This is a genomic window from Pseudonocardia sp. GCM10023141 (genome assembly GCF_042653605.1).
In genome coordinates, this window is the sequence record NZ_JBHSIR010000027.1 from 192,440 (window position 1) to 215,294 (window position 22,855).

The window sequence follows — 22,855 nt, forward strand, 5'->3', positions numbered from 1 at the left end:
CGGGGCCGCCCGCCACATAGAGCACCTGTTCCGACACAAACCCCTCGGACGTCGCCGCACCACCGCCGGCCATCCGGCCACCGGTACTCGCGACGCCGGGAGCGATTCCGTCCTGGACCCCTCCCTGTTCGTGCGGCGGAGCCGTGCGCAGGTCCGCCGCTGCCGCTGCCGCCCCGGAGACGTTCCGAGGCGCCGGCTCGTCGTCACTCCTCGATCGCACCGAATGTCGCCTGACCGCTGTCGACGTCGGTACCGGAGATCGCGCCACAGGAGGCGCGGTAGCTGCCCTTGTTCCCGCCGTCGGGACCGAGCATCTGGTTGGCATACGTGACGACCACCGCGTAGGTGTCGGGGGCGTTGCGCTGCAGGTTGAGGTCGTGTCCGGCGTTCGGGATCACCGCTGCGCGGAAGCACGCCGCGTCGGAGAAGTACTTCGCCTCCTCCGTCTGGAGCTTCTGGCTGCTCGCGCAATGGTTCTGGTCGATCCCGCAGAAGAACAGCTCGTTCGCACCGTTGATCATGAACGTGGGGATCTTGATGTCCTTGGCCTGCGCCGACAGCGGAATCTCGAGCTCCTCACTGGTCGTCGGCACGTAGGTGACCGGGACGGCGCCGTAGCGGTTGTAGAACGTCGCACCCTCGGCGGCGGTGACCGTGTCCTGCAGGACCTCGGCGTCGTACTTGATCATCTTCGGGTCGACGTTGGAGAGGTCGTACAGGTAGTTCTGCTCGCGTCCGCCCGGTCCAGGAGTGAGGTAGCCGACTGGGCGGTCGGCGAAGCGCTTGTCGAGCTGCGCGGGGACGAAACCGGCGAAGAACCTCGCGACGAGCAGGGTCTGCAGGGTGTTGGCCCACCCGGTCCCGATGACCGCGTCGGCGTCGTTGTAGGTAGCCGTCTCACGCCACGACGTCGCCGTGCCGTAGGAGTGGCCGACCAGGATGACGTGCTCGAACGCCGTGCCGCCGACGGTGCCGGAGCGAAGCTGGCTGATGACCTGGTGCGCGACCTCGGCCTGGCTGTCGAGCGTGACGAGCGCGGCGGGCGGCTTGGAGCTCTGGCCGTACCCGAGACGGTCGATCGCGAAGACCGCGTACCCGGCGTCGGTCATGTGCCGGGAGAAGTTGTAGGTCTCCGGCTGGTACTCGGAGTTCCAGTACGAGTTTGAGTAGGTGATGCCGTGCAGCGCGAGCATCACGGTCTTCGGCGTGCCGCCGCTGGGCAGGCACAGGCTGCCGTGGATCGTGAAGTCCCCGCCGCCGGCGAGCAGTCGGGCGCCCGGGAGCGGCACGACCTGCCCTTCGATCACAGAGCTCGGCACGGTGAGGTCGTGCGACTCGCACTGCGGTGCCGCGTCACCCGGACTGGCGGACGAGACGCCGGGGACGATGACGAAGCTGGCGACTGCCGCGACCAGCGCCAGGCCGAGTGCCAGCGAGGCTCGGGGTATGCAGCGTTGCATCTGTCTTCACCTTCTATGGGGGAGCGGAACGTAGACGGGGGTGCAGAACCGGCCGTGCACCCTGCCGCCGGTCATGGCACCCGGAGCCCGATCCGGGAGCCGTCGGTCCCACCAGCCGAGGCGCAGACCCGGCTCGAGCACCGTTGACCAGCGCCCGGCCGCCATGGACAGGACCCGCCCTCCGAGTGCGGCGACTCGATGGAGGCCGGGCGGAGATCGACGCCGGGCCAAGATATCGACCCATGAGTCGATATGTCAAATTGTTGGTCGTCTGGTCACCTGGACGGGTGGCTAGCCATCGATCCGGGCGGGTTCGGCCCATGAACCGATCTTTCTTCGAAAAACCGACCGAATAGTTGACTCGCCGTCCTTAGCGTCGATATCGTCGGCACCGGAGCCACGCGGCCCACCAGCGGCGTCGCACGAGCAGTCGGGTCGATCCATCGAGGCAGCGCTCGCAGCGGCCACCGGCCCCGATCTCGGCGCACGTCGGGTGCGCTCCGGGCTCCTCCCCGACCTCCGCCATCGCACGCGGCGTCGCGCCGGCTGGTCTGGCACGGGAGCCGAAGAACGGAAGGAATAGCTTGAAGGACTTCGAAGACGTCCGCTACGAGGTGGACGGCCCGGCCGCGGTCGTCACGATCGACCGCCCACACCGGTACAACGCCTTCCGCGGCCGCACGATCGAGGAGCTCATCGCAGCGTTCCGCACGGCGTGGGCTGACCCGGCCGTACGCTGCGTCATCTTCACCGGAGCGGGCGAGAAGGCCTTCTGCACCGGCGGCGACGTGAAGCAGCGGGCCGAGACGGGCGACTACGGGCCCACCGAGAGCGGGCTGTTCGAGATCGACGGGCTCCACCGGCTGATCCGCGAGATCCCGAAGCCGGTCATCGCGGCGGTCAACGGCCTGGCCATCGGCGGGGGTCACGTCTTCCACGTGCTCTGCGACCTGACGATCGCGGCGGGCCACGCCCGGTTCGGGCAGGCCGGGCCGCGGGTCGGATCGTTCGACGCCGGGTTCGGCACGACCTACCTGGCCCGGATCGTGGGCGAGAAGCGGGCGCGGGAGATCTGGTACCTGTGCCGGCAGTACGACGCCGCGACCGCCGAACGCTGGGGCTTGGTGAACACGGTCGTCCCGGGTTCCGAGCTGATGGCGGAGGCACGTCGCTGGGCCGAGGAGATCGCCGCGATGAGCCCGACGGCGATCCGGTTCCTCAAGCACTCCTTCAACTCCGACACCGAACACCAGGCGGGCCTGGCGAACATGGCGACGGCGGCGCTCGACCTGTTCGCCACGAGCCCCGAGGGCCTGGAAGGCGCCCGCGCATTCACCGAGAAGCGCACGCCCGACTTCGCGAAGTACGTGGGCTGAAGGGGATGCAGATGAGCTTCGAGGGACAGGTCGCCGTCGTCACGGGGGCCGGCTCGGGTATTGGGCGCGCCATCGCCGTCGGTCTCGCCGCGGAGGGCGCGACAGTCGTCGCGGCCGACCGCGACCTGGACGGCGCGAAGAAGACCGCGGAGATCGCCGGATCGGGACGCGTCGAGCCGCACCTGGTGGACGTCACCGATCCCGGCACCGTGACGGCGCTCCGCGACGAGGTCGTCGGCCGCCACGGCGCACCACACGTCCTCGTCAACGCCGCGGGCTGGGACCGCATCGCCCCGTTCCTGGAGGGCGACGAGGAATTCTGGCGGACGCTGGTCGAGATCAACTACCTCGGCCAGGTGCGCGTCACCCGCGCGTTCGTCGAGCCGATGCTCGCGCGCGGCGGCCGCGTCGTGAACCTGGCGAGCGACGCCGGCCGCGTCGGCAGCATGGGCGAGACCGTCTACGCGGGCACCAAGGGCGGGGTCATCGCCTTCACCAAGTCGCTGGCCCGCGAGGTCGCGCGGCACGGCGTCACCGTGAACTGCGTGTGCCCCGGCCCGACCGACACCCCGCTGTTCGCCGCGCAGCCCGAGCGGATCCGCGAGGCCCTGGTCAAGGCGATCCCGCTGCGCCGCATGGCGGCCCCGGAGGAGGTCGCGGACGCGGTCCTGTTCTTCGCCTCCGACCGCGCCGCGTTCGTGACCGGCCAGGTCCTCAGCGTCAGCGGCGGCCTGACCATGGCCGGCTGACTTCGCCACGACATACCTCACACCTACCGCAGGAGGGCACATGGACGTGCACGCCGCACCTGTCACGCTCGATCCCGACCTCGCTGCCCGGTACCGGGAACAGGGCTGGTGGCGGGACCGCACCCTGATCGACGACTTCCGCGAGCACGCCGAGCGAACGCCCGACCGGGTCGCGATCGTGACGCACCGCGCCGGCCAGGGGCGCGAGCGCATCACCTACGGCAGGCTCTCCGAGCTCGTCGACCGGTTCGCCGCCGCCCTGCTGGAGCTCGGCGTGCGCCCCGGCGACGTCGTCTCCTTCCAGCTCCCGAACTGGTGGCAGTTCACCGCCCTGCACCTGGCCTGCGCCCGAATCGAAGCGGTCACCAACGCGATCCTCCCGATCCTGCGCCACCGGGAGGTGCAGTTCATCTGCGAACGACTCGGATCCCGCGTCTGCGTCGTGCCCGCACGGTTCCGTGGGCACGACCACGCCGCCATGCTGTCCGAGGTCGCGGCCGCCACCGGCCTGGAGCGGGTCTTCGTGATCGACGCCGAACCGGACGCGCCGCTCCCGCCCGGCACGGAGCGGTTCGAACCGTTCTTCGTCGACCAGCCGTGGGAACGCAAGCACTCGGCAGCGCTCGATCGGCTGTCCCCGCACCCGGACTCCGTCGCCCAGATCCAGTTCACCTCCGGCACGACCGGTGAGCCCAAGGGCGTCGTGCACACCTGGAACACCGTGTACGCGGGGACCCGAATCGTGCCCGACACGATGGGCCTCACGACGGACGACACTCTGCTGGCGGTGTCGCCGATGGCCCACACGGTCGGCTTCTATTTCGGCGTGACGATGCCGATGAGCTGCGGGATGACGGTCGTCTACCAGGACGTCTGGGAGCCGCGGACGATGATTGAGCTGGTCCGCGAGTACGGCGTCGCCTGGACGATGGTGGCCCCGACGCTCCTCGCCGACCTGCTCGCGGCGGCCCAGGACGAGGCCGGCGACGACCCGCGGCCGTGGACCCTGCGCAACATCAGCGTCGCAGGCGCCCCGATCCCGCCCGCATTCGTGCGGCGGGCCCGGGAACGCTTCGACGCGCGGGTCCACGCGGTGTGGGGTATGACCGAGTGCGGGGCCTTCACCACGACCCGCCGCGAGGACGACGCGCTCGCCGCGGCCGACAGCGACGGCACCCCGATGCCGTGGAACGAGGTGCGGGTGGCCGCCGCCGACGGCGACGAGGTCCCCGTCGGCGGGGTCGGCCGGCTCCTCGTGCGCGGTGCCGCGCTGTTCACCAGTTACCACGGCCGCCCCGACCTGTACGCGGCGGCCCTCGACCCCGACGGCTGGTTCGACACCGGTGACCTCGCCCGCCGCGACGCCGGCGGCGGGATCCGGCTCGCAGGCCGCGTGAAGGACCTCGTGATCCGCGGCGGGGAGAACATCCCGGTCGTCGAGGTGGAGGCGACCCTGCTCACCCATCCCCTGGTCCGCGAGGTGGCCGTCGTCGGGGTGCCCGACGAGCGGCTCGGCGAGCGGGCCTGCGCCGTGGTCGTGCCGTCCGACCCCGCGGCGCCACCGGTTCTCGCCACGCTCGTGGCGCACCTCCGGCAGGCCGGAATGGCCCGCCATTTCTGGCCGGAGCTGCTGGTCCTGCACGACGATCTCCCCCGGACCACCACCGGGAAGATCCAGAAGTTCCGCCTGCGCAACGACCCCGCCGTGCTCGGCGCCGTTCGTGACGCCGTCCGCGATCCCGCGAGCCTCGAGGTGACCCGATGACCAGCCACCCCCACTTGATGGAACCGCTGCGACTGCGGTCCATGACATTGCGGAACCGCATCGTCATGGGTGCGATGCACACCCGACTGGAGACCCTCGACCGCCCGGCCGAACGACTGGCGGCGTTCTTCACCGCCCGCGCCACGGGCGAGGCTGCCCTCCTGCTGACCAACGGGTTCTCCCCTAACCAGGAGGGCCGGCTCGAGTTGGATTCGCCGGTGCTGGAGGACGGCGTGCCGCTCGATGACCACCGTGTCGTGTGCGACGCGGTGCACGCGGCGGGCGGGCGCATCGCCCTGCAACTCCTGCACGCCGGCCGCTACGCCAAGTTCTCGGAGTGCGTCGGCCCGTCGGCGATCCGCGCCCGGATCAACCCGCACGTACCCCGCCCCCTCACGACCGAGGACGTCTGGCGCACGATCGACGAGTACGCGCGAGCCTCGGCGCTCGCCCGCGAGGCCGGGTACGACGGCGTCGAGATCATGGGCTCCGAGGGCTACCTGATCAACCAGTTCGCGGCACTCCGCACGAACGACCGCGTCGACGAGTTCGGCGGGGACCTCGACGGGAGGCTGCGGCTGGCGGTCGAGGTCACGCGCGCGGTGCGGGCCGCGGTGGGCGAGGACTTCCTGGTCATCCACCGCGTGTCCGCGCTCGACCTCGTCGAGGACGGGCTCACCGCGGCCGAGGTGGTCGAACTGTCCCGGCGGGTCGTCGCCGCCGGCGCCGACGTGCTGAACACGGGCATCGGCTGGCACGAGTCGCAGGTGCCGACCATTGCGGCCACCGTTCCCCGCGCCGCCTGGAGCGACGCGGTTCGGCGCGTGTCCGAGGCCGTCATCGTGCCCGTGATCGCCTCGAACCGCATCAACGACCCCGACGTCGCCGAGGAGATCGTCGCCTCGGGGACGGCCGCTCTGATCTCGATGGCGAGGCCGCTTCTCGCCGACCCGGACTTTGCCCGCAAGGTGCGCGAGGGCCGCACCGACGAGATCAACACCTGCATCGCGTGCAACCAGGCCTGCCTGGACCGGATCTTCACGGAGCGGCCCGCGTCGTGCCTGGTCAACCCGCGGGCGGGGCACGAACTCGAGTTCGTGGCGACCGCTCCGGCCGTCCGCAGGCGGATCGGTGTCGTCGGCGCAGGCCCGGCCGGGCTCGCGTTCGCGGTGGAATCCGCGCAGCGCGGCCACAGCGTCACCCTCTACGACGGCGCCGACACGATCGGTGGGCAGCTGAACATGGCCCGCGTCGTGCCAGGCAAGAGCGAGTTCAACCAGCTCCTGCGCTACTTCCGGGTCCAGCTCGAGCGCACGGGCGTCGACGTCCGGCTCGGGAAGGTCGTCGACGCCGACCAGCTCGGCGCGGAGGGCTTCGACGAGGTCGTCATCGCGACCGGCGTGACGCCCCGGATCCCGGACCTCCCCGGTCTGGACCATCCGTCCGTCGTGTCGTACGTGGACGTCCTGACCGGAGCCGTCGTCCCGGGCGACCGCGTGGGGATCATCGGGGCGGGCGGGATCGGCTTCGATGTCGCCGAGTACCTGATGGGTGACGCCGAGGAGGGGCTCCGGCCGTCAGCGTTCTTCGCCGCCTGGGGGGTCTCCACCGATGGCAGTGTCGCGGGCGGCGTCACCGGCCCGCCGCCGGACCACCGGGCCGCCGCGGCGCGGACGATCACCATGTTCCAGCGCAAGGACGAGCCGCTCGGCCGGCGACTGGGCAAGTCCACCGGCTGGATCCTCAAGAGCCGCTTGCGCAGGGCGGGCGTGACGATGGTGCAGGGCGCACGCTACGACGCCGTCGACGACGCCGGCCTGCACTACACGGCCGGCGGCGAATCCCACGTCCTCCCCCTCGACACCGTCGTGCTCTGCGCGGGCCAGGAGAGCGCCCGCGGCCTGCACGACCAGCTCGCGGAGCACGGCGTGGCCGCCCGGCTGATCGGCGGCGCACATGTCTCGGCCGAGCTCGACGCGGTCGCCGCGATCGACGAGGCGACCCGGCTCGCCTTCACCATCTGACCCGCCGACCCACCGACAGGAGCAGACGTGGATCACCTGTTCCCCTACCTGCCCCACCAACCCGGCTATCACCAACGTCTGGTCGCGGCGGCCCCACTGATCCAGCAGGCGATCCAAGCGTTGGCCACCCAGGTGCCCTCTCACACCGATCAACTCCGACTCATCGACGCGACACCCGTGCCGTGTGGGACCTCACGAGAGACCGTGAAACGCTCGGAGCTGGCCGGTTGGGCCAGCTACGGCTACTGCGCGTCCTACTCCCGGTTCTACTGGGGCCTGAAGTGGGGCCTGAAGCTGTATCTGGTCACCACCCTGGAAGGCATGCCGGTGGTGTGGTGTCTGGCCGATCCCAAGATCGGCGAGCGCGACGTCGCCACCGACCTCCTCGGCCATGCCCACGACCTGCGCGCCCTTCCCCGCGGGGCGGTCGTGATCGGGGACAAGGGCTTCGCCGGACGCGAGTTCGAACACGACATGACCCAGCTGGGGATCGTGTTCGTGCGGCCCGACCGTCGCGATGAAACCCGCCGTCACGGCAACCTCGCCCCGATCCGTCAACGCATCGAGTCGATCTTCGCTACAGCGAAACGGCAACTCTCACTCGAACTCCACGGCGCCCGCACCGCCGAGCGCATCACCGCCCGCGTCGGGCAACGACTCCTCGCCCTCGCCGGTGGAAACTCGGGCTCGATCGGGACGGACGGGTTCATCGGCGCCTCCGTGGTAGCGGGGCGGGCACCCCGATGGACATCGACCCTAGTGACCGTCAGGTCGGGGAGTCATCTATGTAGTCGGCACGTAGAACTATCAGTCGAACACGGTGTCGGGCCGACCGCCGGGACGGCAAGCCGAGGCGGAGGTCGACTAGGCTGGTCCGGTGGCGCCGACAGCCGAAGCTCAACCCACCTCCGTTTCCGGACGTGCAGCCCGGCGGCGCGACCGCCGGAAGGCGGAGATCGTCCAGGTCGCGCTGCAGATCCTCTCGGCCGGCGGCTACCAGGGAATGAACCTCGAGGAGGTCGCTGAGCGCACGGATATCGCGAAGGCGACCCTCTACCACTACTTCCCGAGCAAGGATGCGCTGGTCGGTGCTGCTCTCGAGGCCCTGACCGCAGACGTGCTCGGCCGCCTCGAGAATGAGCTCGCCGCGGCGGCGGACAGCCCGGCCACGGTGCAGCTACGCGTGCTCGTCCGCGAGCAGCTGCACGTGCTGACCGAGCTGTATCCCGAGGTGGGGAAGCTGTTCTCGTTCCCGACGAGCTGGCCGAGCGAGCACGACGAGGCCATGAAGTCGATGCGCCGCCGACACGACGACATCTTCCGGTCGGTGGTCGAGCGCGGCGTCGCCGACGGCGAGTTCGACTGCCCCGACCCGCGGACCGCGCTCCACTGCCTGCACGGCATCCTCAACCACGCGTCGGTGTGGCTTCGCCCCGCCGCAGACCCCGGCGGCACGCGTCGCGATGCCACGATCAACTCCTGTCTCCGTGTCTTCATCTGCCCAGGCCCGGCCTGACCCCTCGGCAGAGGGGTTCCCACACCGGTGCCCTGACGGTAGGTGCGCCCGAGGCGCTCGCCGACCGTGAAGTGAGACCTGTCAGCCTGACGCCTCGTTCTGTCATCGGTGGCTGCTGGGCTGAGGTTGCCCAGCCGAGAGTGCGACGCAAGCCGTTGTGGAAACCTTGACGTAGGAGAAGACCTCGATCTCCAGTCGTGACGGGTCGGCCAGGCCCGTCGGTATACCATCTCGACCGCGATCGCGATCACCTGATCAGCGCCGCTGTGGTCGATGTCCAGCACGGTCATCCTGGGATCGGCCTATCGCCTCACACCGACGGGCTGACCGCCCAGCCCTCCAGCCCGCTGACGTGCAAATTCCAGGCTAGCCTCGATGTTTCGTACGGTCGTACCGTGATCTTCGTTCGCCGGTGATGATCGTGCTGGTGGTGTCGTCGGTGGGTGGGCGTTGTTGTTCCCCGGCCCTGCTTGCTGACCGGTGCTCCGGTGGTGTTGTCGGTGCTGGGATGGGCTTGTCAGGGAACGGCAGCGCGACGAGGCGGCCGTGCGCGGTGGTGATCACGGTGGCCCATGGCCAGGCCGGGTCGATCTTGAGCATGCGCCGGCGTGCGGTGCGCACGATCCGTCCGGCCACGGCGAGGATCCGCAGACGCAGTCGCTTGGGCTCGTAGGCCGCCGCCGCGGTCGGCAGCGCGAGGCGTGCGGTCGCGGCCAGCAGGTCCGCGGCAAGCGCGGCGATGGCGACCCAGATGCGGTTCTGGGCGATGTCGTGGAAGGGCAGATTGCGCAGCCCGGTGTCTTTCGCCCCGGCAGGTTTACAGCTGGGACATCACCAAGCTCGCGGGCCCCGCGAAAGGCACCTACTTCGACGCCTACATGATGATCGACATCTACTCCCGGTTCATCGTCGGTGTCCATGTCCACGCCCATGAATCCGGTGTCCTGGCGAAGGAGATGATGGAACAGATCTTCACGGTCCACGGCGTCCCCCAGGTCGTGCACACCGACCGGGGCACGTCGATGACCAGTAAAACCGTCGCTACCCTGCTTGCCGATCTCGATGTCACCCGCTCGCACTCGCGACCCCGAGCGTCAAACGACAACCCTTACTCAGAATCACTGTTCAAGACCTTGAAATACGGTCCCGACTTTCCCGAACGCTTCCGATCGTTACCGGATGCGAGACGATTCATGGATGCGTTCGCCCACTGGTGCAACCATGAGCATCGGCATACCGGTATCGACCTGCACACACCCGCCGACGTCCACTTCGGACTCGCGGCCGCCACAGCCGCCGACCGGGACACCGTGCTCGCAGAGGCACGTACCCGGCACCCACACCGGTTCGGTGGCATCACCACCGCACCGAAGATGCTCGACCTACCCGACACCGTCTGGATCAACCCGCCAGCCGACAACGCCAGCCAGGAGACCGAGACAGAAGTCGCCTAACACCCGCTGGTCTCAACCACCTTGACAAATTCCGGGACACCACCAGCCCGGACCCTCAATTGACGGTCGCTCTCAGTGCCTGCTTGCGGCGGTCCATCAACCGCCAGATCATCGGCGTGAAGATCAACTGCATCGCGAGCGCCATCTTGCCGCCGGGGCAGACGATCGTGTTCGGGCGCGACATGAACGAGTCGTGCAGCATCGAGAGCAGGTATGGGAAGTCGATACCGCGAGGGTCCGCGAACCGGATGATGAGCATGGACTCGTCCAGCGTCGGGATCGCCCGGGCAATGAACGGATTGGAGGTGTCGACGATCGGAACGCGCTGGAAGTTGACGTGCGTGCGGGAGAACTGCGGGCACAGATGGTTCACGTAGTCCGGCATACGCCCCAGGATCGTCTCCGTCACAGCCTCTGTGGAGTACCCCCGCATCGACTTGTCACGCTGGAGCTTCTGGATCCACTCCAGGTTGATGACCGGCACGACACCGACGAGCAGATCGACGTGCTGGGCGACGTTCACCTTCTCGGTCGCCATCCCGCCGTGTAGCCCCTCGTAGAACAGCAGGTCCGACCCGGAAGGGAGTTCCTCCCACGCAGTGAAGGTGCCCGGCGGCTGTGCGTAGTGCGCTGCCTCTTCCTCGTCGTGCAGATACTTTCGGACCTTTCCACCGCCGCTCTCACCGTAGCGACGAAACAGCTCCTCGAGCTCCTCGAACAGGTTGGCCTCCGGGCCGAAGTGGCTCAAGGTGTGGTCCCCCCGCACCAGCGCGTCAGCCATCTTCGTCCGCATCTCGATACGGTCCCAGCGGTGGAAGCTGTCGCCTTCGGCGACGGCCGCCTCGACGTCCTCTCGCCGGAAGATCTGCGCGAAGGTACGCATCACGGAGGTTGTCCCGGCGCCTGACGAACCGGTGATGGCGATGATCGGATGCTTCACAGACACGATGCTTCTCCTCCTGTCCTGATCACATGCTGGAGCGGAACAGGCCACGAGTTCCGAACAGCTGCCCGTCGTATTCGCCGGCGTCGGGCTGGACGGCGTCGTCGTCGAGGTGGTAGCGCTCGATCAGCTCCACCTCCTCACGTGAGCCGAAGACGAAAGCGATCCGTTGGTGCAGCTCGTCCGGCACGACGTCGAGGATCCGCCCGTACCCGGCGCTCGCACCTCCACCCGCCTGCTCGACGAGGAAGGCTACCGGGCTGGCCTCGTACAGCAGGCGCAACCGGCCCAGCATGGCAGGGTCTTTCGTGTCTCGCGGGTACAGGAACACTCCGCCGCGGGTAAGAATTCGGTGGGCTTCTGCAACGAGGGAGGCCACCCACCGCATGTTGAAGTCCTTGCCCCGCGGCCCGGCCCGGCCGGCGAGGCATTCCTCGACGTAGCGCTTGACGGCCGGCTCCCAGAAGCGACTGTTGGAGGCGTTGATCGCGAACTCGCGGGTCGACTCGGGGATCCTGATCCCCGGGTGTGTCAGGATGAATTCGCCGAGCTGCGGCTCGAGGGTGAAGCCGTGCACGCCCGTTCCGACTGTCAGCACAATCATCGTGGATGGCCCGTAGATCGCGTAACCGGCGCAGACCTGCTCGGATCCAGGTTGGAGAAAATCCGCCACGGCCGGGTTCACACCCGGGTGGGGTGCCCGAAGGATCGAGAAGATGCTGCCGACCGACAGGTTGACGTCGATGTTGGACGACCCGTCCAGCGGGTCGAACACCAGCAGGTACTTGCCACGCGGATACTGATCGGGGATCGGGTAGGGATCCGCCATCTCCTCGGAGACCATCCCTGCGACATGGCCTGCCCATTCGTTGACACGCACGAACAGGTGATTGGCGACCACGTCAAGCTTCTGTTGCTGCTCACCCTGCACGTTGGTCGCGCCCGCAGCACCGAGTACGCCGGCGAGGGCTCCGTAGGCAACTCGCCTGGCAATCGCCTTGCAGGTGAGAGCGACATCGAGGATGAGCGAGTTCAGGTCGCCGCTGGCGTCTGGATGGCGACGGCGCTCCTCGATGAGGAACTGTGCAAGCGTCGTGTGGTCGGCGATCATGCCGTTCCCCCTGGCCCTAGTTGTGCGGAACCGCGGTCTGAGCTTCCCTCGACTGCGGGAGGTCCACCAGGCCCGCCACCGGTTTCCCGGGCATTCGACAATCCTGCGGGGTAGGACGACGTTTACCATCCCCCACCGGGTTGGACGCGGGGGTGGGCCGCGCGCGACGAGTACGCGGCCGACGCGTCCCGGCAGGTGTCCACAGATCAGGCCGCGTTGACAAGGTCCTGATCGCGGCATTCGTCCAGATCGTCACTGGCGGCGCCGGTGCGCAGCTTGCGAGCAGCGCTTCGGGTGTTGCCGCCCGCACGAGCATCGCACTTTCGTGGTCACGGTATGCCGTACGCTCACAGACCTGCCCGGCCGCCAAACCGGCAAATGCTCAGTGACCGAGCAACGGGGAGATCGCTCAGAGGAAGATCCCCTCCCGAAGCGCGGTGGCGATCGCGTTGCTCCGGTCCTTGCTGCCGAGCTTGCGGTAGATCGTGCGCAGATGTGTTTTGATCGTCTGTTCGCTGACCACGAGCCACTCTGCGATGCCACGATTGGACAAGCCGCGGACTACCAAGGACAGCACCTCACTCTCACGTCGTGTGAGCCCGTGGCGCGCGCCAGGCCAGAATTCGTCTCGCTGCAGCCGGGCCGCGGTGTCGACCGCACGACTGGCTAGGCCCGCGTCGATCACGATTACTCCGGTCAGCGCGAGCTCGAGCTGGTGGACCAACTCGTCGGCCTTGATCTTCTTGAGGAGATAGCCGGAGGCTCCAGCACGCAACGCCTGGAACAGGTATCGCTCGTTGTCGTACACCGACAGCAGCACGACCTTGCTCTGGGGGTGGTGCCTGCGCAGGGTCTGGCACAGGTCGAGGCCGCTGACGTCCTGCAGTCGCACATCGCACAACACGATGTCGGGGTTCAGAGCGGTAACCACCCTGAGTGCCTGATCGGCTCCGAAGGCCGCGCCGACGACTCGCACCCGCGCGTCGAACTGGGCCAGCATCGCCTTCACGCCGGCGAGGACCATCTCGTGCCCATCGACCAGCACGATGCGCAATGGCCGGATCGCGGTAGCCGGCGACGTCATTGGGTGCCGACAGGCCCGAGCGGGCCTGCAGCAACGCCGCTTCCGGCCCGCACGTCCAGCAGGCATGGGTCGATCATCGCGCGGGCGGCGACCGAGGCGGCCGTCGCCTCGATGATCAGCGCCGCGTCCGGTTCGCGACCCTTGGGAATCTCGATCGCCGCACTGTCCGGGCCGTCGCGGTGCGCCATCAGCCAGTCGTAGAGCAGCCAGTCCAGCGCACACGCCACAGCGAGTGGGTCTGCATCGGCCGCCTTCGCCGCGGTCATCACCGAGCGAAGGGCCTCCCGGTGCTCGTCGAGCGAGGCGTCCTTGTTGGTCCCGGAGCTGTCGAACAGCAGCATCGCGAGCGTCAGGGGGTAGCGCATGCCAGCCTCGGTGCGCACGATCCAGCGCCCGCCCTTCCACGGCGCTTGCGGGTCGACCTGGTGGTACTCACCGAAGCCGCCGACCACGCCGAGCGACGGGTCGTCGAGTTCACCGTCGAAGGGCGCCGGCCCCAGCAGGTCCAGCGGTTGCCTGGCACGGATGGCGAAGAGCACGGCGGTGCCGATGATCTGGCCGCCGCGCACCGGGGCCGTGATGCCGGTCAGCTCCAGCCCGGTGGCGTACTCGTGGCAGAGCCGGTCGAGCGCGCGGTGCAGCTCGCGCAGGCCCTCCCGCTCCAGCCGGTCGGGACGTCGCCCGCCGCCCAGGACGTCACCGAAGCGGCCGGCTGCGATGATCAGCGCGTCGTCGAGCGCCTCCAGGTGCGTCGCGACGAGCCGGTCGGGTTCCTCGTCGCCGATCACCAGGTCCGGGAGGCTGGTCGGCTCCCCCACCGGGGTGGCCCAGTGGAATCCGATCTGGTCCTCGGTCTGGACGATCCGTGGCCTCATGCCGTGCCCTCCCGCGCCATCCGGCGGTTCGTCGACTCCAGCTCGCGAAGCGTGCTCGCCTCCAGGGTGGCCACCTGATCGTCGGTCAGCAGGTCGCAGAAGCGGTCCCAGTGCAGCGCGACCCGCTCCCCCACCTCGACCCCCGCCCGCGGGTCGGCGATCCTCTCGATGGCCGGATCACCGAGTCCGAGAACGGTCCCGTCCCAGGTCAGGTGCCGGGTCGAGACCTCGATCCCCGCACCGTCACAGGAGATGACCAGGCCCCACCGGATCCGACAGCTGTCGAGGACACGCAGGGCCTGCTCATCCATCCCCGAGCCGAGCAGCCGCGACCAGGGATAGACGCCGAACACATGGAAACCGTGGTCGGGGCTGCCGGTGGCGAGAAGTTCGGGCGTGAGGTGGGTCCAGTAGTGCCCGGCCTGCGGGCCGATGACGGCGAGCAGCTCCGCCCCGAACGCCGTGCGGGCGATCCCGAGCTCCCGACCCAGCCAGTAGGCCTCCACGAGCCGCTCGTCGAGTGGATCGGCGGTGCCCGTCAACCGGGCCAGTACCTGCAGGTACGGCCAGGCCCCGGAGAAACGCTTCGCCGCCGCCCGGACCTCGCCGTCGCCAGTGCCGAGACCGGACGCCGGGCCGCAGAATCCCAGCGCGTTGGGCGCGTGGGCGTAGCGGGCGAACATCTCCACCCCGCGCGTGGTCTCCCGAGAGACTGCTGTCATCCCTTGCCGACCAGCTGCGCGGCGTCGCGGTGCATGCGGCCGAAGTTGTAGTAGGCCGCGCATGCGCCTTCTGGCGAGACCATGCAGGTCCCGATCGGGGTCTCGGGCGTGCACGCGGTGCCGAACACCTTGCACTCCCAGGGCTTCAGCACGCCCTTGAGGACCTCACCGCACTGGCACGCCTTGGGGTCGGCGACCCGGACGCCGGGCATCGCGTACCGCACCTCGGCGTCGAACTCCGCGAAGTCGGAGTTGAGCTTGAGCGCGCTCTGCGAGATGAACCCGAGCCCGCGCCACTCGAAGTGCGGGCGCAGTTCGAACACCTGGCCCAGCAATGCCAACGCCGCCGGGTTGCCCTCTTCCTGCACGACCCGGGCGTACTGGTTCTCGACCTCGCAACGACCCTCACGGATCTGCTGCAGCAGCATCGCGACCGACGCCAAGATGTCGAGCGGTTCGAACCCGGCGACGACGATCGGCAGCCCGTAGACCTCCGGGACGAAGCGGTAGGGACGGTTGCCGACCACGGTCGAGACGTGCCCCGGGCCGAGGAACCCGTCGAGGCGCAGGTCCGGGGATTCCAGGATCGCCTTGATCGGCGGCACGATCGTGACGTGGTTGCAGAACACGGAGAAGTTCTTGATCTCCAGTTCGCGGGCACGCATCAGCGTCACCGCGGTGGACGGGGCCGTGGTCTCGAACCCCAGCGCGAAGAACACGACCTGCTTGCCGGGGTTGTCCACGGCGAGCTTCAGCGCGTCGAGCGGCGAGTAGACGAAACGGACGTCCGCGCCGCGGGCCTTGGCATCCAGCAGGCTGCCGTTGCTGCCCGGCACCCGCATCATGTCGCCGAAGCAGGTGAAGATGACGTCGTCCTGCTCGGCCAGCCACATCGCATCATCGACGCGCCCCATCGGGATCACGCAGACGGGACAGCCCGGCCCGTGCACCAGCTCGACGTTGGCGGGCAGCACGTGTTCGAGGCCGTGCCGGTAGATCGTATGCGTGTGGCCGCCGCAGACCTCCATGAACTTGTAGTGGCGGTCGCCCGCGGCCAGCGTCTCGATGGCGCCCAGCAGCGAGCGGGCGGCGGCAGGGTCGCGGAACTCGTCGACAAATCGCATGTCGGGTCCTTCGTGTGGTGGTGGTGGTGCGCGTCAGACGATCGAGGTCGAGTTGAACGCGTCGAGTTCCTCGGCGTAGGTCTCGCCGAGCTTCTGCATTGCGGCGAGCGTCAGCAGTGCCTCGTGCTCATCGATCTTCGCCATGGCGAAGCCGACGTGGACCAGCACCCAATCGTCGGGTTCAGGCATGTCCTTCTCCAGCAGCCGCACGCTGATCGTGCGCTGCACGCCGCTGACGTCGACCTTCGCCAGGCAGTTGGCGGCGTCGGTGATCTCGACGATCCGTCCGGGAATTCCCAGGCACATGGCGTCTTCTCCTAGCAGATTCGGTGATCAGCAGATACGGGGAAGGGGATCGCCGACGAGCATGTCGACGATGCGGGTGCCACCGAAGCCGGTGCGCAGCACGACGGTGGCCGCCGGTTGCGCCACGATGTCGCCGATCACGGCCGCGTCGCCACCGAGCGGGTGCGCGCGCATCGCGGCGAGCCCGGCCTCCATCTCCTCAGCCGCGACGACGGCGAGGAACTTGCCCTCGTTGGCGACGTAGAGCGGGTCGATCCCGAGCATCTCGCAGGCCCCGTTGACCATGGGCCGGACCGGCAGGCGTTGCTCGTCGAGCACGACGCCGAGGCCCGTGACCTGCGCCAGCTCGTTGCAGACCGTGCCGACCCCGCCGCGGGTGGGGTCTCGCAGCCAGCGGGTGGACGGGGCCGCGGCCAGCAGCGTCTCGACGAGACCGCTCACCGCGGCGGTGTCGGACCGGATGTCGGCCTCGATCGCCAGGTCCCCGCGCGCCAGCATGACGGCCATGCCGTGATCACCCATGGTGCCGGACATGATCAGCCGGTCCCCGGGCCGCACCGCCGCCGCGGCGAGCGCGCGCCCGGCCGGGACGAGGCCCACACCCGCGGTCGTGATGAACAGCCCGTCCGCGGCGCCCTTGGGCACGACCTTGGTGTCGCCGGTGACGATCTGCACGCCGGCCGCGGTGGCGGCCGCGGCCATGTCGGCGACGATCTCCTTCAGCTCCGCGATGGAGAAGCCCTCCTCCAGCACGAACGCCGCGGAGATCCAGGACGGCACGGCACCGGCCATCGCCAGGTCGTTCACGGTGCCGTGCACGGCGAGGTGCCCGATCGAACCGCCCGGGAACCGCAGCGGCTGCACCACGAACGCATCGGTGGAGAACGCCAGCCGCTCCCCGCTGGGCAGCGCGAGGACCGCGCCGTCGCCCAGTGCCTCGAGCTGCTCGTTGCGGAACGCCTCGACGAAGACCGCGTCGACCAGCGCGGCCGAGGACTTCCCGCCCGCCCCGTGGGCCAGTGTGACGATCTCCTCGCGCAACCGGGGGCGGCGCTTGCGGAACGCCTCGATCCGCTCGATCACCTCGCCCTCGGCGAAGCTCGGACCCGACGACAGGTATTCGGTGGTCACGACTCTCCCCAATGCTGGTGGACGGCCGCCCACAGCTGGTAGCCCAGCAGCGCCTGCGACTCCTGGATGCGGTGCACGCTCTGTGATGCGACGACGAAGCAGGCGTCGACGTCCGGGCTCGCGGCGAACTCACCGCCGTCGTAGCCCGCGAACCCGACGGTGTACATGCCGCGCTTGCGCGCCTCACGGAACGCGGCGGTGAGGTCGCGCGAGGTGCCGCTGGTGGACATCGCCACCGCGATGTCGCGGTGGTCACCGCGCGCGATCAGCTGGCGCGCGAACACCAGCTCGAACCCGACGTCGTTGCCGAGCGCCGTGAGGATCGCCTGGTCGGCGGTCAGCGACCAGGCCGGCAGCGCATGGTGGACGGGCGGATGGGCGAACAGCGCGGCAAGGGTGGCCGCATCGGTGGAGCTGCCACCGTTGCCGAACGTGAACAGCCGCCCGCCTGCTGCGAACCGGCGCGCCATCTCCGCAGCCGCCGTCGCGATGAGCCCGGCGGACACCTCCAAGGTGCGCTGCCGCAGCGCGGTGCTCTCCGCGGCCTTGGCCCGCGCCGACGCGGCGAGATCGTGCAGCAGCGAATCCTGGTCGCGCTCCTCCGCGTCGAGGAAGGGATAGAGGAAGTTCGTGGTTTCGCGCTGTGTCGATGGTTCGCCCACCAGCTCGCTCATGTCTCGCCCAGCTTCATGATCGCCATGCCGGCGTGGATCAGGAGCAGGTCACCGGGCTGCACCGGGTCGACCAGCACGGTCGCCACCTGCTCGACCCCCTCGGAGGTGCGCACCTGGGCCATGCCGTCGCGGCCCGCTGCGACCACCTCACCGAGGCGACCCTCGTCGCTGCAGGTGATGCAGACCTCGTCCGTACACTCCGGTGTCTCCGGAGCCAGCAGGCCCGGATGCTCGAAACAGACGTGCGTGAGCTCCCACAGCAGGTGATACAGCAGCACGAACCCGCCCGTCGCGGGCAGCCGAGGGTCGGGATCGTCGAGCCACAGCACGTGGTCGGCCGCACCCGCGGTGGGCCGGGCGCCGCTGCCGATCCACAGCGTCGTGACGCCCCAGGCGGGCGCCCGGCGCATCACCGACCGCACCTCCGGTTCGGTGGCCGCCGCGACAGCGAGCACCACGTCACCGGGGCGGACCGACACCCGGACCGTCGAGACCAGGTCGGGCCCGGTCAGTGCCACGGCTGGCAGCGCCTTCTTCCCGACGATCACCGGGTGCACGAACTCGACCGCGACGTGCTGCGCGTGCGGCTCCCATGCCGGCGCCAGGCACCACAGCGTCGCCCCCGCGGCGAACCGGCGGGCCAGCACCAGCGCCGCCGCCGCCAGGTCGGCGGCGAGGTTCTCGGTGAGACCGACATCGACCGCGGCGGTCATGAACGCGCCCCCCTCATGACGCCACCGGTTCGTCGCCGAAGATGCCGTACTCGGACATCGTGGAGATCGTGATCAGGGCCGCCGCCTCGTCGATCCGGGTCAGCGCGAACCCGGCGTGGGCGATCGTGTACTCCCCGACCACCATGTCGGGCAGGTAGGCGAGGCAGAGCTTGCGCACCTCGACGCCACCGTGAGCGTCGGAGGCGAACTCGACGTGGGCCATCCTGGCCCCAGTCGGCTCGTCCCAGATCTCGACGACCTTGCCCGGGATTCCCAGACACATCTCTCAGCCCTCCTCTTCGAGCGCGTGGAGCATCGCGACAGCGGCCTGCCCGAGCGCGAGCCCGCCGTCGTTGGGCGGAACGATACGGTGGGTGAGCACCTCGAAGCCGCCGTCCTGCAGCCGCTGCCGGACCAGCCCGAGCAGCAGCACGTTCTGGAACACCCCGCCGGTGAGCCCGGCGAGCCGGACGGATCCGGCGACCTGCGCCACCACCTCGGCGACGGCATCGGCCACAGCATGGTGGAAGGCCGCCGCGAGCCGGCCGGGCGGGGTGCCGCCGCGCAGCCCGGCCACGATCCCGGCCAGCAACGGTGCTGGGTCCAGCACGCCGTCGGCGCCGATGTCGAGCCGCAACCCGGGGTCGGCGGTGCCGGCGAGATCGGCGCCCGCGCCCAGCACCTCCAGCTCGATCGCGGCCTGGCCCTCGTAGCTGATCCGGTGCCGGACACCCAGCAGCGACGCGACCGCGTCGAACAGCCGCCCCATGCTGGTGCACGCGACGCAGCCCAGGCCCGAGTCGAGCTGCGAGCGCAGCAGCCGCAGCTGGGCCGGGCTACCCGCCGCGACCGGCGGCAGGTCGGGTGCCCACTCGATGCCGGCGGTCGCCAGGTGCGACAGCGCCATCCGCCACGGGTTGCGCACGGCGACGTCGCCGCCAGGCAGCGGGACCGGGGCGAGGTGGCCCGCGCGGGTGAAGCGGTGGCTGTCGGCGCCCAGCAGCAGGATCTCGCCGCCCCACACCGCCGCGCCCGCACCGTCGAGATCCGGGCCGTAGCCGGTGCCGTCGAATGCGACGCCGACGATCGGCTCGCCGAGCCTGCCGTGCTCCGCGAGCAGCGACGCGACGTGCGCGTGATGGTGCTGCACGAGGTCGAGCGGCCGGTCGCCGGCGTGCCGCTCGGCCCAGCTGCGGGTCAGGTAGCCGGGGTGCAGGTCCGCTGCGATGCGCGCCGGGCGCACCGCCTGCATGCCCCCGAGCTGCGCCACCGACCGCTCGAAGGCCTGCACCGTCTCGAGCGTTCCCATGTCACCGATGTGCGCCGAGCAGTACGCGCGGGCGCCCACGGTGAGGCAGAAGGTGTTCTTGAGCTCGCCGCCGACGGCGAGCACCGGCGGACCGTCACGGCCGAGATCGACGGGCAGCGGCGCGTAGCCGCGGGAGCGGCGGATCGGCAGCTCGCGTCCGTCGACGACACGGACCACCGAGTCGTCGCACGGCACGTGGATCGGCCGGTCGTGGCTGAGCACGTCGTCGGCCAGCGCGGGGAGCCGGTCGTCCTCGTCGGCTGCGGTGTAGCAGATCGGCTCGCCGGAGCGGTTCGCGCTGGTCAGCACGATGATGTCGGGCACGGGCGCGGCGGAGCCCGGCACCGGTGCGAACAGGAGGTGGTGCACTGGAGAGTACGGCAGCAGCACGCCCAGCCAGGGGCTGCCGGGAGCGACGCCGTCGGAGATGGCCACCCCGGGTAGCCGGCGCAGCAGCACGACGGGGCGGGCCGGTGCGGTCAGGACCGCGGCTTCGGCCTCGTCGATCATGACGAGCCGACGCGCGGCGTCGAGGTCGGCGACCATCACCGCGAACGGCTTGCCGTCGCGCCCCTTGCGGGCGCGGATCGCGGCCACCGCGGCGCCGTTCCCCGCGGCGCAGGCGAGGTGGTAGCCGCCGATCCCCTTGATCGCGACGACCCGGCCGGCAGCCAGGGCACGCTGGGTCGCGGCCAGCGCCGCATCCGACCCGGTGACGTGCCTGTCCCCTTGTCCGAACCAGAGCCTCGGCCCGCAGTCCGGACAGGCGACGGGCTGCGCGTGGAAACGACGATCGGCAGGATCGCGATACTCCGCGTCGCACCGGACGCACAGGGGAAAGCCTGCCATTGTCGTGGACGGCCTGTCATAAGGGAGATCGCGGATTATCGTGAACCGGGGCCCGCAGTTGGTGCACGTGATGAACGGGTGGCGATAGCGGCGGTCGGCCGGGTCGAACAGCTCCCCGACACAATCGGCACAGACCGCGCTGTCCGGCGGGATCGGGGTCCGCGCGCCGTTGCCCGCCACACTCGTCACGATCCGGAACGCCGCATCGGCGACGGCCGGTATCGACGCCGCGCGCACCGCCGTGACCTGCGCCAACGGTGGCGCGTCCGTGGCCAGCCGGTCCGCGAACTCGTCGAGCGCGGCCGGCGAGCCCTGTACCTCAGCGAAGACCGACGCGGCGTCGTTGCCGACCAGCCCGACCAGCCCGAGCTCGGTGGCCATCCGGTGGACGAACGGGCGGAACCCGACGCCCTGCACCACACCGGTCACGGTGAAGCGGCGCCGCTCGGTTCCGAGGAGGCTCATGCGCGCCGCCAGATCACGACGCGGTTGTTGCCGGAGTCGGCCACGGCCAGCAGGTTGCCGTGCAGGGCCAGCCCGTACGGCCAGCACATCGAGTCGCGCTGCACGCTGGACCAGCGATTCTCGCCGTTGGCCGTGAAGCTCGGCTGCCCCAGTACGTGGTCGGCGGCGCGGCCGTCGGTCGGGATCGCGTCCCACAGCAGGATCCGGTTGTTGGCGGTGTCGGCGGCCGCGAGCCTGCCGGCTTCGTACTTCGCGCCGTAGGGGAAGCGGAAGCGGTCCCCGCGGTGCGGTCCGTAGGGCCACTCGGCCGACGCGGCGAAGTCCGGCTGCCCGAGCAGCATGTCGGCCGGGGCGTCGGAGTCCGGGTGCGGGGACCAGCCGAGCACCCGGTGGTTACCGGCGTCGGCGATCAGCAGCCGGTCGTCGGTGCCGGTGATGTCGTGGGGCCAGCGGAAGCTGTCGGCATCCGCGTCGGCGCCCCGGTTCTCCTCGCGATGCGACGCGTCGGGCTGGCCGAGCACGATGTCGGCCGGCCGGTCGACGGTCGGCACCCCGCCATCCCAGCCGAGCACGCGGCGGTTGCCGGTGTCGGCAACCCAGAACCGCCCGCCGACGATGCCGATCCCGAACGGCCAGTACATCGTGGCCGCCGAAGCCTCACCGCCGCGGTTCGGCTCGACCGAACACGGGTCGGGCTGGCCGAGGACCAGGTCGGGCGCCACGTCACTGACGCGCGGCACCTCGTTCCAGATCAGCACGCGGTGGTGCCAGGCGTCGCCGACGATCAGCTTGCCCTCGTGGACCAGCACGCCGGTGGGCAGGTTCATCCCGCGTTCCGGGCCGCGCCCGCCCGCGGCCCGGCCCTCGGTCGTGCCATCGGGCTGACCCAGCACGACGTCGGCCGGCTGCTCGTCGTGGTCGGGATGGCCGTGCCAGATCAGCACCCGGTGGTTGCCGGAGTCCGCGGCGATCACATGGTCGTCATCGAGGAACACCCCGCGCGGGGAGTACATCCACGCCATGGTGGGAGTGGCCGCGGGTAGCGCCAGACCACCCGGGGCGGGAGCGCCCAGCCACAGGTGCGGCGCCCAGCCCCCGGTGAGATCGACGGCGTCGGGCGTCGCGCCGCCGCGCCGCCGCTCGACGTTGCCGGGCCGCGAGGTGTAGGACGAGACCCGCACCGGCGGCGGGGGGGAGATCGGCAA

At 69.9% G+C, this 22,855-nt stretch carries 21 protein-coding genes and 1 pseudogene; 7 read left to right on the forward strand and 15 right to left on the reverse strand.

Annotated elements, in window-relative coordinates; translation table 11 throughout:
• Positions 1-203: 203 nt before the first annotated feature.
• Positions 204-1,460 carry an alpha/beta hydrolase gene (locus ACFPFQ_RS16605; RefSeq protein WP_379619648.1) on the reverse strand — a complete coding sequence of 419 codons (1,257 nt, stop codon included), beginning with the start codon at positions 1,458-1,460 and terminating at the stop codon, positions 204-206.
• Between the two features lie 584 nt (positions 1,461-2,044).
• On the opposite strand from ACFPFQ_RS16605, the gene ACFPFQ_RS16610 reads away from it, so the two are divergent.
• Genes ACFPFQ_RS16610 through ACFPFQ_RS16635 form a run of 6 tightly spaced genes read left to right on the forward strand, consistent with a single transcriptional unit; the run spans position 2,045 to position 8,890 of the window.
• Complete coding sequence (locus ACFPFQ_RS16610) at positions 2,045-2,836, forward strand: enoyl-CoA hydratase-related protein (RefSeq protein ID WP_379619650.1); 792 nt, start codon at positions 2,045-2,047, stop codon at positions 2,834-2,836.
• A gap of 11 nt (positions 2,837-2,847) precedes the next feature.
• Positions 2,848-3,585 carry an SDR family NAD(P)-dependent oxidoreductase gene (locus ACFPFQ_RS16615; RefSeq protein ID WP_379619651.1) on the forward strand — a complete coding sequence of 246 codons (738 nt, stop codon included), beginning with the start codon at positions 2,848-2,850 and terminating at the stop codon, positions 3,583-3,585.
• 40 nt (positions 3,586-3,625) lie between these two features.
• On the forward strand, positions 3,626-5,350 hold the full coding sequence (locus ACFPFQ_RS16620; RefSeq protein WP_379619653.1) for an AMP-binding protein: 1,725 nt from the start codon (positions 3,626-3,628) through the stop codon (positions 5,348-5,350).
• A complete protein-coding gene (locus tag ACFPFQ_RS16625) occupies positions 5,347-7,374 on the forward strand; it encodes an FAD-dependent oxidoreductase (RefSeq protein WP_379619655.1) in 2,028 nt (675 codons plus the stop codon). The genes ACFPFQ_RS16620 and ACFPFQ_RS16625 overlap by 4 nt, the downstream gene beginning before the upstream one ends.
• 27 nt (positions 7,375-7,401) lie before the next feature.
• On the forward strand, positions 7,402-8,400 hold the full coding sequence (locus ACFPFQ_RS16630; protein WP_379619657.1) for a transposase: 999 nt from the start codon (positions 7,402-7,404) through the stop codon (positions 8,398-8,400).
• Positions 8,378-8,890 (forward strand): TetR/AcrR family transcriptional regulator, encoded by a 513-nt coding sequence (locus tag ACFPFQ_RS16635; RefSeq protein WP_379619659.1) that lies wholly within the window; start codon positions 8,378-8,380, stop codon positions 8,888-8,890. Before ACFPFQ_RS16630 ends, ACFPFQ_RS16635 begins: the two co-directional genes overlap by 23 nt.
• A 366-nt stretch (positions 8,891-9,256) precedes the next feature.
• Here the strand turns inward: ACFPFQ_RS16635 and ACFPFQ_RS16640 are convergent, their stop codons facing one another.
• Positions 9,257-9,682, reverse strand: coding sequence for a transposase (locus ACFPFQ_RS16640; RefSeq protein WP_379619764.1), 426 nt, complete (start codon positions 9,680-9,682; stop codon positions 9,257-9,259).
• A gap of 11 nt (positions 9,683-9,693) precedes the next feature.
• On the opposite strand from ACFPFQ_RS16640, the pseudogene ACFPFQ_RS16645 reads away from it, so the two are divergent.
• Positions 9,694-10,344, forward strand: a pseudogene (locus tag ACFPFQ_RS16645) (transposase); the annotation flags it as partial.
• Between the two features lie 55 nt (positions 10,345-10,399).
• On the opposite strand, the gene ACFPFQ_RS16650 reads toward ACFPFQ_RS16645, so the two are convergent.
• From ACFPFQ_RS16650 to ACFPFQ_RS16710, 13 genes are all read right to left on the reverse strand, one after another.
• The gene (locus ACFPFQ_RS16650; protein ID WP_379619661.1) at positions 10,400-11,290 is read right to left on the reverse strand and encodes a phosphoribulokinase; all 891 of its coding nucleotides are present in this window, start codon (positions 11,288-11,290) and stop codon (positions 10,400-10,402) included.
• Positions 11,291-11,312: 22 nt separating this feature from the next.
• Positions 11,313-12,398 (reverse strand): class 1 fructose-bisphosphatase, encoded by a 1,086-nt coding sequence (locus ACFPFQ_RS16655; RefSeq protein ID WP_379619663.1) that lies wholly within the window; start codon positions 12,396-12,398, stop codon positions 11,313-11,315.
• 409 nt (positions 12,399-12,807) lie between these two features.
• Complete coding sequence (locus ACFPFQ_RS16660) at positions 12,808-13,443, reverse strand: response regulator (protein WP_379619766.1); 636 nt, start codon at positions 13,441-13,443, stop codon at positions 12,808-12,810.
• A gap of 35 nt (positions 13,444-13,478) precedes the next feature.
• The gene (locus ACFPFQ_RS16665) at positions 13,479-14,357 is read right to left on the reverse strand and encodes a hypothetical protein (RefSeq protein WP_379619665.1); all 879 of its coding nucleotides are present in this window, start codon (positions 14,355-14,357) and stop codon (positions 13,479-13,481) included.
• Positions 14,354-15,079 (reverse strand): DUF6390 family protein, encoded by a 726-nt coding sequence (locus ACFPFQ_RS16670; protein WP_379619667.1) that lies wholly within the window; start codon positions 15,077-15,079, stop codon positions 14,354-14,356. The genes ACFPFQ_RS16665 and ACFPFQ_RS16670 overlap by 4 nt, the downstream gene beginning before the upstream one ends.
• Positions 15,076-16,203 (reverse strand): hydrogenase formation protein HypD, encoded by a 1,128-nt coding sequence (hypD, locus tag ACFPFQ_RS16675; protein WP_379619669.1) that lies wholly within the window; start codon positions 16,201-16,203, stop codon positions 15,076-15,078. The genes ACFPFQ_RS16670 and hypD overlap by 4 nt, the downstream gene beginning before the upstream one ends.
• A 33-nt stretch (positions 16,204-16,236) precedes the next feature.
• Positions 16,237-16,509, reverse strand: coding sequence for a HypC/HybG/HupF family hydrogenase formation chaperone (locus ACFPFQ_RS16680; RefSeq protein WP_379619671.1), 273 nt, complete (start codon positions 16,507-16,509; stop codon positions 16,237-16,239).
• Between the two features lie 27 nt (positions 16,510-16,536).
• The gene (gene hypE / locus ACFPFQ_RS16685; RefSeq protein ID WP_379619673.1) at positions 16,537-17,640 is read right to left on the reverse strand and encodes a hydrogenase expression/formation protein HypE; all 1,104 of its coding nucleotides are present in this window, start codon (positions 17,638-17,640) and stop codon (positions 16,537-16,539) included.
• Positions 17,637-18,314: a D-sedoheptulose-7-phosphate isomerase gene (locus tag ACFPFQ_RS16690; RefSeq protein ID WP_379619674.1), complete on the reverse strand. Its 678-nt coding sequence runs from the start codon at positions 18,312-18,314 to the stop codon at positions 17,637-17,639. Before ACFPFQ_RS16690 ends, hypE begins: the two co-directional genes overlap by 4 nt.
• On the reverse strand, positions 18,311-19,027 hold the full coding sequence (locus ACFPFQ_RS16695; RefSeq protein ID WP_379619676.1) for a HypC/HybG/HupF family hydrogenase formation chaperone: 717 nt from the start codon (positions 19,025-19,027) through the stop codon (positions 18,311-18,313). Before ACFPFQ_RS16695 ends, ACFPFQ_RS16690 begins: the two co-directional genes overlap by 4 nt.
• Before the next feature lie 13 nt (positions 19,028-19,040).
• A complete protein-coding gene (locus ACFPFQ_RS16700; protein WP_379619678.1) occupies positions 19,041-19,310 on the reverse strand; it encodes a HypC/HybG/HupF family hydrogenase formation chaperone in 270 nt (89 codons plus the stop codon).
• Positions 19,311-19,313: 3 nt separating this feature from the next.
• Positions 19,314-21,650, reverse strand: coding sequence for a carbamoyltransferase HypF (gene hypF / locus ACFPFQ_RS16705; RefSeq protein ID WP_379619680.1), 2,337 nt, complete (start codon positions 21,648-21,650; stop codon positions 19,314-19,316).
• Positions 21,647-22,855, reverse strand: coding sequence for an NHL repeat-containing protein (locus tag ACFPFQ_RS16710; protein ID WP_379619682.1), 1,209 nt, complete (start codon positions 22,853-22,855; stop codon positions 21,647-21,649). Before ACFPFQ_RS16710 ends, hypF begins: the two co-directional genes overlap by 4 nt.

Excerpts from the sequence above, each read along its gene's own strand:
- ACFPFQ_RS16605 (WP_379619648.1), bottom strand. The coding sequence starts at position 1,460 with ATGCAACGCTGCATACCCCGAGCCTCGCTGGCACTCGGCCTGGCGCTG.
- ACFPFQ_RS16615 (WP_379619651.1), top strand. The coding sequence starts at position 2,848 with ATGAGCTTCGAGGGACAGGTCGCCGTCGTCACGGGGGCCGGCTCGGGT.
- ACFPFQ_RS16620 (WP_379619653.1), top strand. The coding sequence starts at position 3,626 with ATGGACGTGCACGCCGCACCTGTCACGCTCGATCCCGACCTCGCTGCC.
- ACFPFQ_RS16625 (WP_379619655.1), top strand. The coding sequence starts at position 5,347 with ATGACCAGCCACCCCCACTTGATGGAACCGCTGCGACTGCGGTCCATG.
- ACFPFQ_RS16635 (WP_379619659.1), top strand. The coding sequence starts at position 8,378 with ATGAACCTCGAGGAGGTCGCTGAGCGCACGGATATCGCGAAGGCGACC.
- ACFPFQ_RS16655 (WP_379619663.1), bottom strand. The coding sequence starts at position 12,398 with ATGATCGCCGACCACACGACGCTTGCACAGTTCCTCATCGAGGAGCGC.
- ACFPFQ_RS16665 (WP_379619665.1), bottom strand. The coding sequence starts at position 14,357 with ATGAGGCCACGGATCGTCCAGACCGAGGACCAGATCGGATTCCACTGG.
- ACFPFQ_RS16670 (WP_379619667.1), bottom strand. The coding sequence starts at position 15,079 with ATGACAGCAGTCTCTCGGGAGACCACGCGCGGGGTGGAGATGTTCGCC.
- hypD (WP_379619669.1), bottom strand. The coding sequence starts at position 16,203 with ATGCGATTTGTCGACGAGTTCCGCGACCCTGCCGCCGCCCGCTCGCTG.
- ACFPFQ_RS16680 (WP_379619671.1), bottom strand. The coding sequence starts at position 16,509 with ATGTGCCTGGGAATTCCCGGACGGATCGTCGAGATCACCGACGCCGCC.
- ACFPFQ_RS16690 (WP_379619674.1), bottom strand. The coding sequence starts at position 18,314 with ATGAGCGAGCTGGTGGGCGAACCATCGACACAGCGCGAAACCACGAAC.
- ACFPFQ_RS16695 (WP_379619676.1), bottom strand. The coding sequence starts at position 19,027 with ATGACCGCCGCGGTCGATGTCGGTCTCACCGAGAACCTCGCCGCCGAC.
- ACFPFQ_RS16700 (WP_379619678.1), bottom strand. The coding sequence starts at position 19,310 with ATGTGTCTGGGAATCCCGGGCAAGGTCGTCGAGATCTGGGACGAGCCG.
- hypF (WP_379619680.1), bottom strand. The coding sequence starts at position 21,650 with ATGAGCCTCCTCGGAACCGAGCGGCGCCGCTTCACCGTGACCGGTGTG.